General features: G+C 60.0%; 12 protein-coding genes. 4 read left to right on the top strand and 8 right to left on the bottom strand.

Features of this window, described 5'->3' with window-relative positions; all coding sequences use genetic code 11:
- Nucleotides 1–10: 10 nt before the first annotated feature.
- Complete coding sequence (locus CKW17_RS09465) at nucleotides 11–1,801, top strand: ATP-binding protein (protein WP_095119652.1); 1,791 nt, start codon at nucleotides 11–13, stop codon at nucleotides 1,799–1,801.
- On the opposite strand, the gene CKW17_RS09460 is transcribed toward CKW17_RS09465, so the two are convergent.
- From CKW17_RS09460 to CKW17_RS09430, 7 genes are all read right to left on the bottom strand, one after another.
- Nucleotides 1,798–3,411, bottom strand: a complete 1,614-nt coding sequence (locus CKW17_RS09460) for an EAL domain-containing protein (RefSeq protein WP_095119651.1) — start codon at nucleotides 3,409–3,411, stop codon at nucleotides 1,798–1,800. The two genes, CKW17_RS09465 and CKW17_RS09460, sit on opposite strands and share 4 nt — an antisense overlap.
- Before the next feature lie 76 nt (nucleotides 3,412–3,487).
- Entirely contained in the window at nucleotides 3,488–4,270 is a 783-nt protein-coding gene (locus CKW17_RS09455; protein WP_095119650.1) for an N-acetylmuramoyl-L-alanine amidase, read from the bottom strand.
- Between the two features lie 101 nt (nucleotides 4,271–4,371).
- Nucleotides 4,372–6,438: a diguanylate cyclase gene (locus tag CKW17_RS09450; RefSeq protein ID WP_095119649.1), complete on the bottom strand. Its 2,067-nt coding sequence runs from the start codon at nucleotides 6,436–6,438 to the stop codon at nucleotides 4,372–4,374.
- Nucleotides 6,435–7,313, bottom strand: a complete 879-nt coding sequence (locus CKW17_RS09445; RefSeq protein WP_095119648.1) for an endonuclease/exonuclease/phosphatase family protein — start codon at nucleotides 7,311–7,313, stop codon at nucleotides 6,435–6,437. Before CKW17_RS09445 ends, CKW17_RS09450 begins: the two co-directional genes overlap by 4 nt.
- 14 nt (nucleotides 7,314–7,327) lie before the next feature.
- Nucleotides 7,328–7,969, bottom strand: a complete 642-nt coding sequence (locus CKW17_RS09440; RefSeq protein ID WP_095119647.1) for a thiol:disulfide interchange protein DsbA/DsbL — start codon at nucleotides 7,967–7,969, stop codon at nucleotides 7,328–7,330.
- A gap of 187 nt (nucleotides 7,970–8,156) precedes the next feature.
- Nucleotides 8,157–8,768: a cytochrome c gene (locus CKW17_RS09435; RefSeq protein WP_095119646.1), complete on the bottom strand. Its 612-nt coding sequence runs from the start codon at nucleotides 8,766–8,768 to the stop codon at nucleotides 8,157–8,159.
- Between the two features lie 43 nt (nucleotides 8,769–8,811).
- Nucleotides 8,812–9,102: a cytochrome c5 family protein gene (locus CKW17_RS09430; protein ID WP_038365005.1), complete on the bottom strand. Its 291-nt coding sequence runs from the start codon at nucleotides 9,100–9,102 to the stop codon at nucleotides 8,812–8,814.
- A 191-nt stretch (nucleotides 9,103–9,293) separates the two neighbouring features.
- Between CKW17_RS09430 and yihA the strand changes: the two genes are divergently transcribed.
- Complete coding sequence (gene yihA / locus CKW17_RS09425) at nucleotides 9,294–9,938, top strand: ribosome biogenesis GTP-binding protein YihA/YsxC (RefSeq protein ID WP_008081236.1); 645 nt, start codon at nucleotides 9,294–9,296, stop codon at nucleotides 9,936–9,938.
- Between the two features lie 423 nt (nucleotides 9,939–10,361).
- Here yihA and polA read toward each other — a convergent pair whose 3' ends face one another.
- Nucleotides 10,362–13,166: a DNA polymerase I gene (gene polA / locus CKW17_RS09420; RefSeq protein ID WP_095119645.1), complete on the bottom strand. Its 2,805-nt coding sequence runs from the start codon at nucleotides 13,164–13,166 to the stop codon at nucleotides 10,362–10,364.
- Nucleotides 13,167–13,240: 74 nt separating this feature from the next.
- Here polA and CKW17_RS09415 point away from each other — a divergent pair, with 74 nt between their 5' ends.
- Both CKW17_RS09415 and CKW17_RS09410 read left to right on the top strand, forming a co-directional pair.
- On the top strand, nucleotides 13,241–13,537 hold the full coding sequence (locus tag CKW17_RS09415) for a DUF2782 domain-containing protein (RefSeq protein WP_095119644.1): 297 nt from the start codon (nucleotides 13,241–13,243) through the stop codon (nucleotides 13,535–13,537).
- Nucleotides 13,538–13,598: 61 nt separating this feature from the next.
- Complete coding sequence (locus CKW17_RS09410) at nucleotides 13,599–14,552, top strand: homoserine kinase (RefSeq protein WP_034152241.1); 954 nt, start codon at nucleotides 13,599–13,601, stop codon at nucleotides 14,550–14,552.
- Nucleotides 14,553–14,567: the final 15 nt, after the last annotated feature.

Below are 14,567 nucleotides of genomic sequence, written 5' to 3'. Positions count from 1 at the left end.
GTGCCGGGCGATGAAACTGGCGATGAAGTTGCGGACCCGGTTGTTTCTGAGTATCTCCGCACTGATCACCGTGGCCTTGCTCGGGCTGTTGCTTGGGCTGGTCAGCGTGATGCAGATGGCCGGAACGCAAGAAGCTTTGGTGCGCAGCAACTTCGTCACTTTGGATCTGGGGCTCAAGTTGCGGCAGACGCTGGGTGATCAACTGATCATCATGCTCGCGGAAAAGCCCGATCCCGTGGCGTTCGAAGCGTCGAAGAAGCATTACTTCGAGTTGCTGGACCAAGGCATCGCCCAAGAGCAAGAGGGCGATGGCCGGCTATATGGCTTCAGTCGGGCAAAAGCGGATTATCTGAGCTTTCTGGAAGCATTCGATTTGTCGCGTGACCCGGCCGGCTCCATAAGCAGCAGCGCTGACTTCAGGGAGCGCTTCAACACGCTGCGCAACGGACTGATCACCGAGCACAAGCATGCACTGGACAACATCAACGCGGTACAGAGTGAGGCGCGTGACCGAGCCTTGTTGATTGCGGGTCTGCTGGGATTTGTCGGATTGGCGGTGCTGATCATCGGTTTCATCACGGCTCACGGCATTGCCCGGCGTTTTGGCGCGCCGATCGAGGCTCTGGCGAAAGCGGCGGACAATATCGGCCAAGGCAATTTTGAAGTAACCCTGCCGATTTCTTCGGCGATGGAGATGAATCTGCTGACCAAACGCTTCGGCCTGATGGCCGAGGCACTGCGCGAGCATCAGGCGACCAATGTCGACGAATTGCTCGCCGGTCAGCAACGCTTGCAGGCGGTGCTCGACAGTATCGATGACGGTTTGCTGATGATCGACCGACAAGGGCATCTGGAGCACCTCAATCCGGTCGCCCAGCGACAATTGGGCTGGGAGGATGATCGTCTCGGCCAGGGGCTGGGCACGGCGCTGGAACGCCCAGAGCTGGATGCGCAGCTGCAACTGGTGCTGCGTGGCGGCACGCTGGAGCGGGCGCCGGAAGATTTGAGTATCGAGGTCGACGGCGAATCACGCTTGCTGACCTACAGCCTGACCCCGGTCAGTCACACCCAAGGTCATATCCTCGGCGCGGTGATGGTGTTGCACGACGTCACCGAGCAGCGCGCCTTCGAACGGGTACGCAGTGAATTCGTCTTGCGCGCCTCCCATGAACTGCGCACGCCGGTCACCGGCATGCACATGGCGTTCGGTTTGTTCCGCGAACGGGCGAAGTTTCCAGCGGAGTCGCGCGAGGCTGATCTGCTCGACACTGTGAACGAGGAAATGCAGCGCCTGATGCAGTTGATCAATGACCTGCTCAACTTCTCGCGTTATCAGAACGGCCTGCAGAAACTCACGCTGGCGCCGTGCTCCATCGAAGATTTGCTCGAGCAGGCGCAATTGCGCTTTGCCGATTCGGCGGCGGCCAAGGGCATCGCCCTGAATGTCGAAGTGCAGGGGCCGCTGCCACGTTTGCAGGCCGATCAGGCGCAACTCGATCGCGTGCTCGACAACCTGATCGATAACGCGCTGCGTCATACCGCCCGCGACGGTCAGATCCGTTTACAGGCGCGTCGACATGGCGAGCGGGTGATCATCAGCGTCGAGGACAATGGCGAAGGCATTGCCTACGGCCAGCAAGGCCGAATCTTCGAGCCGTTCGTGCAGGTCGGCCGCAAAAAGGGCGGTGCCGGGCTTGGTCTGGCGCTGTGCAAGGAAATCGTCCAGCTGCATGGCGGACGTATGGGGGTTTATTCGCGGCCGGGGCAGGGCACGCAGTTCTATATGGCGCTCGCCGTTTAGGCTTCGTCGTCCATGCGCCTTCCCGCGAGGCGTCGGCCACGGGTGATCAACTCAATGAATTGCACCGCGCTCAGCGCATGGGCGAACAACCAGCCCTGACCGAACTTCACGCCTTCGCTGCTGAGCAATTGCGCTTGTGATTCCAGCTCGATGCCTTCGGCAATCACTTTCAGATCCAGCGCCTGGGCCATGTGAATGATGTGCGGGGCGACGCCGCTGCTCGCCGCGTCATGGCCCAGTGCATCAATGAACGCCTTGTCGATTTTCAGGCAATCGACCGGCAAGGTCTGCAGGTAGGCGAGGCTGCAATAGCCGGTGCCGAAGTCATCAATCAGCACTTGATGGCCGACATCGCGCAAGGCTTGCAGGTTTTCCCGCGCCACTACCACATCAATCAAGCCTCGTTCGGTAACCTCGAAGGCAATCTGCCGCGCGGCGACTCGATGCAATGTGAGCAAGCGCGCCATGACCAGACCGATGCGCGGCACCATCACGTCGCAGGCTGCGAGGTTGACCGAGATATACAGCTGCGGGTTGGCGCGCAGCAATTGGCCCAATTGCTCCAGCAGACGCTGCAGGACGAAATCGGTCATCTGGCGAATCTGCCCGGTGTTCTCCGCCATGGGGATAAACAGGTCGGGACTGGTCAGCGTGCCGTCCGGGCGGCGCCAACGCAGCAGGGCTTCGGCGCCGACGCAGTTGCGGCTGTCGAGATCGAAGATCGGCTGATAGAGCACCTGCAGCTCGCCCCGACGAATGGCGCCATTAAGTTCGGCGTCCATCGACTGGCGCTGGCGCACCAGCAGGAACACAAAGAACCCTAGGAATGCGCCGAGCAATAGACAGGCCGGAACCATCCACCACCAGATCGCAGGGATGTGCATGCCGGTGCGCGGCGTGATCAGCACCAGTTGATATTCCGGGTTGTTGGTGGGCATGCGGTAGATCAGCCGAGTCTGAGTGACCTGTAATGACTCGCGGCTTTTCGGTGGCCAATGTTCGGTCGGTGGCCAGGCCTGCGCCGTACCGAGGACCGGGATCGCCCGGGTGCCGTGATCGAGCACCACCAAAAGGCTGCTGCCGGGCGACAGATCGACCATGTCGGTCAGATGCCCGCGTGACGTGGCCACACGAAAATTGCCGCGTCCGAGCATCAGCGCGGCGCGGTTTTCATCGGGTTCGGTGGTGGTGTTCAGCCAATAGCTGTAAGTCGGCCCTTTGATATCCGGCGCCCGCACTACCGACACGCCTTCCTGACGCGGACGGTTGGAGCAGATCCGTGACGCGTCCATGTAAGCCGCTTCGTAGACGAAGCGATAGTTGAAGGTGACTTGCTGCAGGGTCGCGATCATTTCATCGTCACAACTGCGCAATGGCTGCGCTTCGAGATCGTCGAGACTTTCACGCAACTGGCCGAACAATTGTTCGAGGCGGGCGAGGAAACGTTCGCCTTGCGCGTTCATTTCCTGACTTTCGCTTTGCTCGACCTGTCGCATTGCCACGAACATTCCGCCGGCGATCAGCAGGCTGGCACTGAGGACAGCCGCGATCATCGCCAAAAACCAGGGGCGATAAAACCAGCTACGCAGCGTCTCTCGGGTAGCAACCATTATGGAATATCCGAAGAATTACCAATGAGTTATAGCTGCTGATTGCGATTTCGCCCTGACCGTCGGGCGGGCGTCATTATTTTGTCTGGTTCAGTACCAGCAACAGCGCTGCTGTTTGCGCATCCGGCGTGCCATCGAAGCGCGAAGGCCGGAAGTGCATCTGGAAGGCGGCGAGGACGTGGCGCGTCGCAACGTCCAGTTCGCCGGTTTGCGGCGTGTCATAACCCAAGTGCGCCAGTTGTGCCTGGAACCAGCTGATGCTCGGCAGTTCGCTGCTGTTGAACAGCGCTTGCTGGCGCGCCACGGCTTGTTCATTTGGCCACAGGCCGAAACCCTCCGCGGCCAGGCGTTTCCACGGAAACAACGGCCCGGGATCAAGCTTGCGCAGCGGCGCGATGTCGCTATGGCCGATGATGTGCGGCGGGCTGATGCCGTTGCGTTTGCTGATGTCCTTGAGCAGTACGATCAGCGATTGAATCTGCGCTTCGCTGTACGGATACCACAGCCGTCCGGTCGGCGTGTCCTTGAACCCCGGATTGACGATTTCAATGCCGATCGAGCTGGAGTTGAGCCAGGTGCGGCCCTGCCATTGGCTCTCGCCGGCGTGCCAGGCGCGCTGGTTTTCGTCCATCAGCTTGTAGATGGTGCCGCTCTTGTCGTCGCCGATCAGGTAATGGCTGCTGACTTCGCCGTGGGTCAGCAATTGCAGCGAGCGCTCCAGCGAGGCCGACGTGTAATGCACGACCACAAACTGAATGCGGCTGTCGTAATTGGCCGAAGGATGGCTGGTGTTGTAGCGCGGGCCGCTGGCACAACCGGCCAGAACGAGCAGCGAAGCGAGGAGGGCAAAGAATTTCATGGCAGAAGGCAGTACACGCAAGACAGTAATGCAACAGTGTAACGTACTGCCTTGCGTCTCGACGGTCAGTGGGCGGATTTAAACAAAATGGAACAAATTGCTCAGCCCAGCTCGACCCGGTTGCGTCCTGCATTTTTAGCGCGGTAAAGCGCCTGATCGGCTCTTTTCAGCACCAGATCGCTGTGTTCTCCGGCACGGAATGTCGCCAGCCCCATGGAAATGGTGATGGTCACCCGCTCGCCCTTGAAGTGGAACGGGCACGCTTCGATCGCTGCGCGCAGGGTTTCCAGCAGCTTGGCGCCGAGTGCGGGCGGCGTCGCCGGCATCAACAGAACGAACTCCTCACCACCAAAACGGGCAATGAAGTCGGAGCCGCGCAGGCGTTTGCGTAGCACGGTGGCAATGATCTTCAGCACCTTGTCGCCAGCGAGGTGGCCGTAGTTGTCGTTGATGCGTTTGAAGTGATCCAGATCGAGCATCGCCAGGCTCAGGGTGTTGCCGTGCTGTTGCCACTGCTTGATTTCATGCTCGAGGCGTTCGCTCCACGCGGCGCGATTGGGCAGGCCGGTGAGTGGGTCTATAAGGGCTTTCTGCCGCTGTACTTCAAGATGTTCGCGGAAACCCTGGGCTTCCTGCTCCATATGTGCCACGCGTTCGGACAGGCTTTTCAGCCGCGTGGCGACTTCTTGCTCGCGGGCATCGCGCTGTTTCTGGTGCTGGTCCATGGTGCCGAGCAGGCCTTCGAGATGGTTCTCCAGCACTTGCTTGAGGTCATCCAGATCTGCAGCTTCCTGCACGCTGGTCTGCAAGCCGTCGACCTGCTCACGGATTTGCGTGTCCATCGCTCGCGCTGCCGAGCTGTTATCGGCGTGACCTTCACTGGCCGCTTGCAGGTTGCTCTGGAACGCTTCGAGGCGTTCGTTGAGCTGTTGCAGATAGGCTTCGAATTCGTGCTGACCGCTGTCAGTGATCGCCAGCATCAACGTGGCGAGATCGTCGAGGATCGGGATCAGTTCGTACCAGTTCAAGCCGTGCTTGAGCCGTTCACGCATCGCTTCGGCTTGCGGGCGGTGACGTTCGGGCAGGGTCAGGTCGTCGAGCAGCCCGATCAGGGTGTCTTCGATGTGCTTGGCCACGGAGCTGTAGGACGGCTCTGGAGTGTCCGGCAGGGCGAACAGGATGTCGTGCTCGGGCTGCTCCGGGTCGATGGCCGCCAGTGCCTGAGCAATCGGTTCGGGCAGGGGCAGGCTGTCGAGGATCAGCGGTGTCGGGTCGCCGGGGTGGATCAATTCGTCGGGGTTGAAGCTGGAGACCGTGACTGGTGTCGGCGTGACACTCGGCGCCATGGCAACTTCAGGTTCGGCCTGCGCTGCTTCAGCGGCAACGGGCGCTGTTTCGCTGGCGAGGGGTGGTTGAAACGCAACCACGTCAGGTTCCGGCTGAGGTTCCGAGAGCGGTGGGGGAATCTCAGTCGCGGGCTCGAGTTGTTTGATCACGGGGGCGGTGATGACCGGCCCTGCAACAGCGGCAGTCTGCAAGGGCGCTGGTTCTGGCTCGGCTTCTGATGCGACAGGCGCTTGCGCATCACGTGGTGCCGGAGTTGGTGCGGGTGCTTCTGCGCTCGGGGCTGGCGCTTCTTCGCTGTCACGGCTACCAAACAAGCGCTGCAACAATCCTGGGCGTCCCGGTTCGGCTGGCGTTTCCAGCTGACTCAAAGCCTTGCCCTGCAAGCCGCTGAGCTCACTTAACAGCAATGGCATTTCCCGCGCCGAACCGACGCGGCCATCCAGTTGTTTGGCGAATTTCTTCAGTGGCTGAGCGACTTCACGCGGCAACGGCAAAGCCTGCAACTGGGTGACCAGCGACGTCAGCGCGGTACTGACCTGATCGATACGGGTTTCGCGGCGCTGCTCGGAATCGAGCACGGCTTTTTCCAGGCGCGGCAGCAGGGCGGCCAAGCCAGCGTCCATGTCGTCGGTGCGCACTACGTCGCGCATCTCCTTCATGCACTGATCAACGACTTTATCGGTGCCTTCAGCCGCCAATGTGCTGCGCACCAGACCGCGACGCAGCAAATCGAGCCTGGCGGCCCAGCGGCGTTCGAGTTTGTCCTGCTGTTCGATGCTTTTGAGGTACTTCTCTTTCCAGCGCTGGGCGTCGTCGCTCATTCAGGGGTTCCGCGAGGGGCAGGACTCAACGCGGGCAATGCATCGGCCGTGAGCGAACCCGGCAGACGAATCTCTACCGCGACCGGCAGGTGATCGGAAATCGGTTGTGCCAGCACTTCGACCTTTTCCAGGGTCAGGGTCGGGCTGAGCAAAATATGATCAAGACAACGCTGAGGGCGCCAGCTGGGGAATGTCGCTTCCACCTGCGGGGCCAGCAGGCCGAGATCGCGTAACGGTGAATGTTGTAGCAGATCGCTGGCATGGGTGTTCATGTCGCCCATCAACACTTGGTGTTTGTAACCGCCAATCAGCTCACGAATATAGGCCAGTTGCAGGCTGCGGGTTCGCGCGCCAAGGGCCAGGTGCATCATTACCACCACCAGCGCTTCGGGGCCTTCGCCGAAACGCAGAAGGATCGCGCCGCGACCTTTCGGGCCGGGCAGCGGGTGATCTTCGATCGCCGACGGTTTCAGGCGACTGAGCACACCATTGCTGTGCTGAGCGAGTCGACCGAGGTTGCGATTGAGTTGTTGGTACCAGTAGGGGAAGGCGCCGAGATGGGCCAAGTGCTCAACCTGATTGACGTAGCCTGAACGCAGGCTGCCGCCATCGGCTTCCTGCAGCGCGACCAGATCGAAGTCGCCGAGCAAGTCGCCGATCTTTTGCAGATTGCCTGAGCGTCCGGTGTGCGGCAGCAGATGCTGCCAGCTGCGGGTCAGGTAATGTCGATAACGCTCGGTGCTGATGCCGACCTGGATATTGAAACTGAGCAAGCGCAGACGCTGGTCTGCGGGCAGGCCCGTGGACTCCAGGTGATGCTCGTTGACCTGCGGATCATGCAGGCCAACGATGCGCTCCGACTTCCAGCGGCGCATGGCAGTTGCCGCGCTTAGTTGGCAGCAGCCTTGGTTGCCGCTCGCTCTTTGGCGACCAGTTGGTCAGCCAGTTGCAGCGCTTGCTCGGCACCACCGGCGGAGCCGATGTCGAAGCGGTATTTGCCGTTGACGATCATGGTTGGCACGCCAGTGATTTCATACTTCTTGGCAAGTTCGCGAGCTTTTACGATCTGACCTTTGATGGCGAACGAGTCGAAGGTGGCGAGGAACTTGTCCTTGTCCACGCCTTGGGTGGCGAGGAAGTCAGCCATGTCGTTCTTGTCGGTCAGCTTCTTGTGTTGTTTCTGGATTGCTTCGAAAACGGCGTTGTGAACCTTGTGCTCGACACCCATCGCTTCCAGGGTCAGGAACATTTGACCGTGAGCGTCCCACGGGCCGCCGAACATGGCCGGGATACGCACGAAGTTGACGTCTTTGGGCAGTTTTTCAACCCATGGGTTGATCACCGGCTCAAACGCGTAGCAATGCGGGCAGCCATACCAGAACAGCTCGACCACTTCGATCTTGCCAGGCTCTGCAACCGGCACCGGGTTGGCCAGTTCCACGTAAGGGGCGGCAGGTGCTTCGGCGGCTTGAGCGGTCACACCGAACAGGCTGGCAGCGACGAGGGCGGCGCTGATGATCAGATTACGCATGCTTTACTCCTGGACAATTTGGGTCGCCTCGCGCGACCTGTTTTCAGACAGATCCTGGCGGGCATGAGTTCTGTAGTGTAACGGCAGCGGCCACAAAAAAGGGCGGCCAAAGCCACCCTTTTTATACTTGCTGCGACGGATTAATCGAGCGTTAACGTTGCGCGAGATCTATCGCTGCCAAATGCGCTTAGTGCAGACCTTGAATGTAGCTGGAGACTGCTGCGATATCTTCGTCGCTCAGGCGCTTGGCGATGGTCTGCATGGTCATGGTGTCGCCGTCGTTGGTACGACCGCCTTCTTCCTTGCGGAAATCGGTCAGTTGCTTGGCGATGTATTGAGCGTGTTGGCCACCCAGATGCGGGAAACCGGCAGCGGCGTTGCCGGCGCCGTTCGGCGAGTGGCAGCCGGTGCAGGCTGGCAGGCCCTTGGCGAGGTTGCCGCCACGGAACAGCGCTTCACCGCGCGCGACGATCTTCGGATCGGCGGCGCCGACGCTGCCTTTCTGGCTGGCGAAGTAGGCGGCGATGTCGGCCAGGTCCTGATCGCTCAGGTTGGTCAGCAGGCCGGTCATTTCCAGAACGGTGCGCTTGCCCGACTTGATGTCCTGCAGTTGCTTGGTCAGGTAGCGTTCACCTTGACCGGCCAGTTTCGGAAAGTTTGGCGCCATGCTGTTGCCGTCCGGGCCATGGCAGGCTCCGCAAACGGCGGCTTTTGCCTGGCCCGCTGCGGCATCACCGGCAGCATGGGCGAAACCTGAGATTCCCACGGTCAACAGCAGACTCACGATCAATTTGTTCATCAGCTAATCCAACTACGGCTAAGGGTTAAGTTATGGACCGGGTTTACTCGCTCATCCAAAGGATGATGGCTTGGTAATCCTCGGCACTGCAGTCCATGCACAAACCACGCGGCGGCATCGCCTTGAAACCCTGGGTCACGTGTTGCACCAGCGTCCCCATACCTTTCGCCAATCTCGGCGTCCAAGCTTCCTGATCGCCTCTTTTGGGCGCCATGGGTAGTTGGCCGGAATGACAGGCACCACAAACACGGTTGTACACAGCTTCCGGATCCTGTGTAGCCTGTGCGCTGTAAAGCGGCATCAAGACTCCGGCAGCCAGCAGCCATTTCGTCATAAAACGACCTTTTCAGGGTTGAGAGCGTTCTGCGTTCTAATGCGCAATCAAGGTCTGTCGCTCTCGTGAACTTCATCCTACGCTGGGACAAAGCACACACAAAATCTGCGGCATTATATACTGGCGTCACTGAAACGGAAGCGACACCGCGTTCCGCGCCCAATCCCGGCGCCGCCCACATCGGAAATCCCATGCAACTCAAGAATCCCATCCTCGGCCTGTGCCAACAGTCCACGTTCATGCTCAGTGCCGCCAAAGTCGATCAATGCCCTGACGACGAAGGCTTCGAAGTGGCGTTTGCCGGTCGTTCCAACGCCGGCAAATCCAGCGCGCTGAACACTTTGACTCACGCCAGCCTGGCGCGTACCTCGAAAACTCCGGGTCGCACACAGCTGTTGAACTTCTTCAAGCTAGACGAAGATCGCCGTCTGGTCGACCTGCCGGGCTACGGTTACGCAAAAGTACCGATCCCGCTGAAGATGCACTGGCAGCGTCACCTTGAGGCGTACCTCGGTGGCCGCGAGAGTTTGAAGGGTTTGATTCTGATGATGGACATCCGTCATCCAATGACCGACTTCGACCTGCTGATGCTCGACTGGGCCGTTGCCGCCGGCATGCCGATGCACATCCTGCTGACCAAGGCCGACAAGCTCACCTATGGCGCAGCCAAGAACACCCTGCTCAAAGTGCAGTCGGAAATCCGCAAGGGCTGGGGCGATCTGGTGACCATCCAGCTGTTCTCCGCGCCAAAACGCATGGGCCTGGAAGAGGCCTACACTGTACTGGCCGGCTGGATGGAACTGGCAGACAAAGGCGCCGAGGCGGCAGCCGAGTAATCGGGATATGGAAATTTGTTTGTAGTGTGCTCAGGCAAGGCGAAAGCACGGTGAAAAGCGGCCGGGGTCGCGCTCGACTTTAGGGGACCTAAATGAGCATTTGAGCTGTGCTTTCAACGCAGCATGAGCGCGCTACAGACAAATTTCGGGCAAAAAAAGCCCCGGATTTCATTGGGGAGGGAGAAATTCCGGGGTTTAAGTTCCGAACCGCTAGGGCGGGGTTCAGATATCTGCCAACACTTAACACAACATAGGAGCATCGAAGGGCTTCACCAGCCATTCAGTATCTCTGAGTGGTGTCCTTCCAGATTAGTTCAGATTTTTTTCAAAAAGCTTTGGAATAATCCCAAGCGCTTTTCGAAATAAGCAGGTTTTACCGGCGTTGCCGCGACAACAGGTCGCGGCAAACCGTGTTCAAAAGGCTCAGTGAGCCTCATCCCAATTGTTGCCCACACCCACTTCGACCAGCAGCGGCACATCCAGCTTCGCCGCTTCGCTCATGTGCACGCGGATTTCGGCGCTGACCTGCTCGACCAGATCCTCGCGAACCTCCAGCACCAGTTCATCGTGCACCTGCAGGATGACTTTGGCGTCCAGCCCGGATGTCGCCAGCCAGTTATCCACAGCCACCATGGCTTTCTTGATGATGTCCGCGGCCGTGCCTTGCATCGGCGCGTTGATCGCTGTGCGCTCGGCGGCAGCACGTTCCTGCGGCTTGTTCGAGTTGATTTCCGGCAGGTACAGACGACGACCGAAGAACGTCTCGACATAACCCTGATCCGCTGCCTGCGCGCGGGTGCGATCCATGTATTCGCGAACCCCCGGATAACGGGCGAAGTAGGTGTCGATGTAAGCCTTGGCGGTTTTGGTGTCGACGCCGATGTCCTTGCCGAGCTTCTGCGCGCCCATGCCGTAGATCAGGCCGAAGTTGATCGCCTTGGCGCCACGGCGCTGGTCGGAGGTCACTTCGTTGAGCTCAACCTTGAACACTTCGGCTGCGGTCGCGGTATGCACGTCCAGGTTGTTGCGGAAGGCATTCATCAGGCCTTCGTCCTTGGACAGGTGCGCCATGATCCGCAGCTCGATCTGCGAATAGTCCGCCGCCAGCAATTTATAGCCCTTCGGCGCGACGAATGCCTGACGGATGCGTCGACCTTCAGCGGTGCGTACCGGGATGTTCTGCAGGTTCGGATCGCTAGATGACAAGCGCCCGGTCGACGCCACAGCCTGGTGATAAGAAGTGTGAATACGCCCGGTGCGCGGGTTGATCTGCTCCGGCAGGCGATCGGTGTAGGTGCTTTTCAGCTTGCTCATCGAACGGTGCTCCATCAGCACCTTCGGCAAGCGGTGATCGTCTTCAGCGAGTTTCGCCAACACTTCTTCAGCAGTGGACGGCTGACCTTTGGCGGTCTTCTTCAGCACTGGCAGGCCGAGTTTCTCGTAGAGAATCACGCCCAGTTGCTTCGGCGAGCCAAGATTGAATTCTTCCCCGGCGATCTCGAACGCTTCGCGCTCCAGCGCGACCATTTTGTTGCCCAACTCGATGCTCTGGATGCCGAGCAGCTCAGCGTCGACAAACGCGCCTTGGCGTTCGATGCGCGCCAGCACTGGTACCAGTGGAATCTCGATGTCGGTCAGCACGCTGGCCAGGCTCGGGATGGCGCTGAGCTTTTCGAACAAAGTCTGGTGCAGCCGCAGAGTGATGTCGGCATCTTCAGCGGCGTACGGCCCGGCCTGTTCCAGCGCGATCTGGTCGAAGGTCAGCTGCTTGGCGCCTTTGCCGGCGATGTCCTGAAAGCTCACGGTGGTGTGGTCCAGGTACTTCTGCGCGAGGCTGTCCATGTCGTGACGGGTGGCGGTGGAGTTGAGTACGTAAGACTCAAGCATCGTGTCGAAGGCGATACCGCGCACGTTGATGCCTTGGTTCTGATCGCCGCCGATGGCGCAGTTGGCCAAAATGTTCATGTCGAACTTGGCGTGCTGGCCGACCTTCAGCTTGCTTGGGTCTTCGAGAATCGGCTTGAGTGCGCGCAGCACGGTGTCGCGATCCAGCTGTTCCGGCACGCCGATGTAGGAGTGGGTCAGCGGGATATACGCGGCTTCGTTGGCCTGCACGGCGAACGACAGGCCGACCAGTTGCGCCTGTTGCGCGTCGATGCCGGTGGTTTCGGTGTCGAAGGCGAACAGCTTGGCGTTGTTCAACTTTTCCAGCCAGACGTCGAAGCGCGCCTGATCGAGGATCGTCTCGTATGCCGCTTCGGTCGGAGCAGCGGGAGTTTCGATATCTGGCGCGCTGAACAAATCGCCGGCCGGTGCAGGTTCGCTGGCTGCGCTCAGTTCCAGACGTTTGGCGTCGCGATCCAGATCATTGATCCAGCTTTTGAATTCGAGCAGCGAGTACAGCTCGTAGAGCTTGGCCGGGTCTTCCGCGCCCATTTGCAGGTCGTCGAGTTCGACGTCCAGCGGCACGTCGACCTTGATGGTCGCCAGTTGATAGGAGAGGAACGCCATCTCCTTGTGCTCTTCGAGCTTGGCCGGCAGGGTTTTCGCGCCGCGAATCGGCAGGGTCGGGACGATGTCGAGATTGGCGTACAACTCGGTGAGGCCGCCATTGACCCCGACCAGCAGGCCGGACGCAGTCTTCGGGCCGATGCCCGGAACGCCCGGAATGTTGTCGGACGAATCGCCCATCAGCGCCAGATAATCGATGATCTGCTCCGGTGCGACGCCGAATTTCTCCTTCACGCCTTCCACGTCCATCGAACTACCGGACATGGTGTTGACCAAGGTAATGTGGCCATCGACCAGTTGCGCCATGTCCTTGTCGCCGGTGGAGATCACCACCGGACGATCCGCCGCCGCGCTGCTGCGGGCGAGGGTGCCGATCACGTCGTCGGCCTCGACGCCTTCCACGCACAGCAGCGGGAAACCAAGAGCTATCACGCTCTGGTGCAGCGGCTCGATCTGCACGCGCATGTCGTCGGGCATGCTTGGGCGGTTGGCTTTGTATTCGGCGTACATCTCATCGCGAAATGTCCCGCCCTTGGCGTCGAACACCACGGCGAACGGGCTGTCCGGGTACTGCTTGCGCAGACTCTTGAGCATGTTCAGCACGCCTTTGACCGCACCGGTCGGCAGGCCTTTGGAGGTGGTCAGTGGTGGGAGTGCGTGAAAGGCGCGGTACAGGTAAGACGAACCGTCCACCAGGACGAGGGGGGCTTGGCTCATGAGCAGGATCAACCTTTTCGGCGGGTCCGGCGCTAGAATAGCGGGACCGTTGACGACAAAGGGACAAGGTTATCATGCGTACGTTAAATCGCTTGCTGCTGGTCGGTCTGATTGCTGCCTCACCGTTGGCCGCGATGGCGGCGGATGATCCGCCCGCTTCGGAGCCGGAAGTTACGATCAACACGCACACGGAAGGTGACAAGGTCATCCAGGAATACAGTCGCAGTGGCTTCGTCTATGCGATCAAGGTCACGCCAAAGGGTGGCAAACCGTATTTCCTGGTGCGCGCTGATGGTACAGACGCGAACTACATTCGCTCCGACCAGCCGGATATGCTGATTCCGTCGTGGGAAATCTTTACCTGGAAGTAAGATTCCCGACTTTTAATCGGCGTCGCCTGACCGCGACGCCTGAACTGAGCAGTTTTTAACCATGTCTGTGTTCACTCCCCTGGCTCGGCCCGAGCTGGAAACCTTTCTCGCCCCTTACGGGCTTGGCCGTCTGCTTGATTTCCAGGGGATCGCCGCCGGCAGCGAAAACACCAACTTCTTTATCAGTCTGGAGCAGGGCGAGTTCGTCCTGACCCTGGTCGAGCGCGGCCCGGTGCAGGAGATGCCGTTCTTCATCGACCTGCTCGACGTGCTCCACGAAGCCGACTTGCCGGTGCCGTACGCGTTGCGCACCACTGATGGCGTGGCGCTGCGTGAGCTGAAAGGCAAGCCGGCGCTGCTGCAGCCGCGTCTGTCCGGCAAGCACATCAAGGTCGCCAATGCTCAGCATTGCGCGCAGGTCGGCGAGTTGCAGGCGCATCTGCACCTGGCGACCCAGGGCGAGCGCATGATCAAGCGCAAGACCGACCGTGGCCTGGACTGGATGCTGGAGGAGGGCACGGAGTTTCTTTCGCACCTGAGCGATGAACCGCGTGCGCTGCTGCAAAAGGCGTTGGACGAGATTACCGAGCGCAAAGACAAGATTCTTGCGCTGCCTCGCGCCAACATCCACGCCGACCTGTTCCGCGACAACGCGATGTTCGAAGGCACGCACCTGACCGGGCTGATCGACTTTTACAACGCCTGCTCGGGGCCGATGCTGTATGACGTGGCGATTGCCTTGAACGACTGGTGTTCGGACGAGGACGGTCTGATTGATGGCCCGCGTGCCCGAGCATTCCTTGGCGCCTATGCGGCGCTGCGCCCGTTCACGGCGGCGGAGGCTGAGTTGTGGCCGACGATGCTGCGCGTGGCCTGTGTACGGTTCTGGCTGTCGCGGTTGATCGCGGCGGAGCAGTTCGCCGGGCAGGACGTGTTGATTCACGATCCGAAAGAGTTTGAGCAGCGTTTGGCGCAGCGGCAGCAGGTTCACACACCGCTACCTTTCGCCCTTTAAGATCAAAAGATCGCA

Source organism: Pseudomonas sp. Irchel s3f10 (assembly GCF_900187515.1).
GTDB lineage: Bacteria > Pseudomonadota > Gammaproteobacteria > Pseudomonadales > Pseudomonadaceae > Aquipseudomonas > Aquipseudomonas tensinigenes.
The sequence above is the reverse complement of the archived record's forward strand: the minus strand, read 5'-3'. Positions and strand labels throughout refer to the sequence as shown.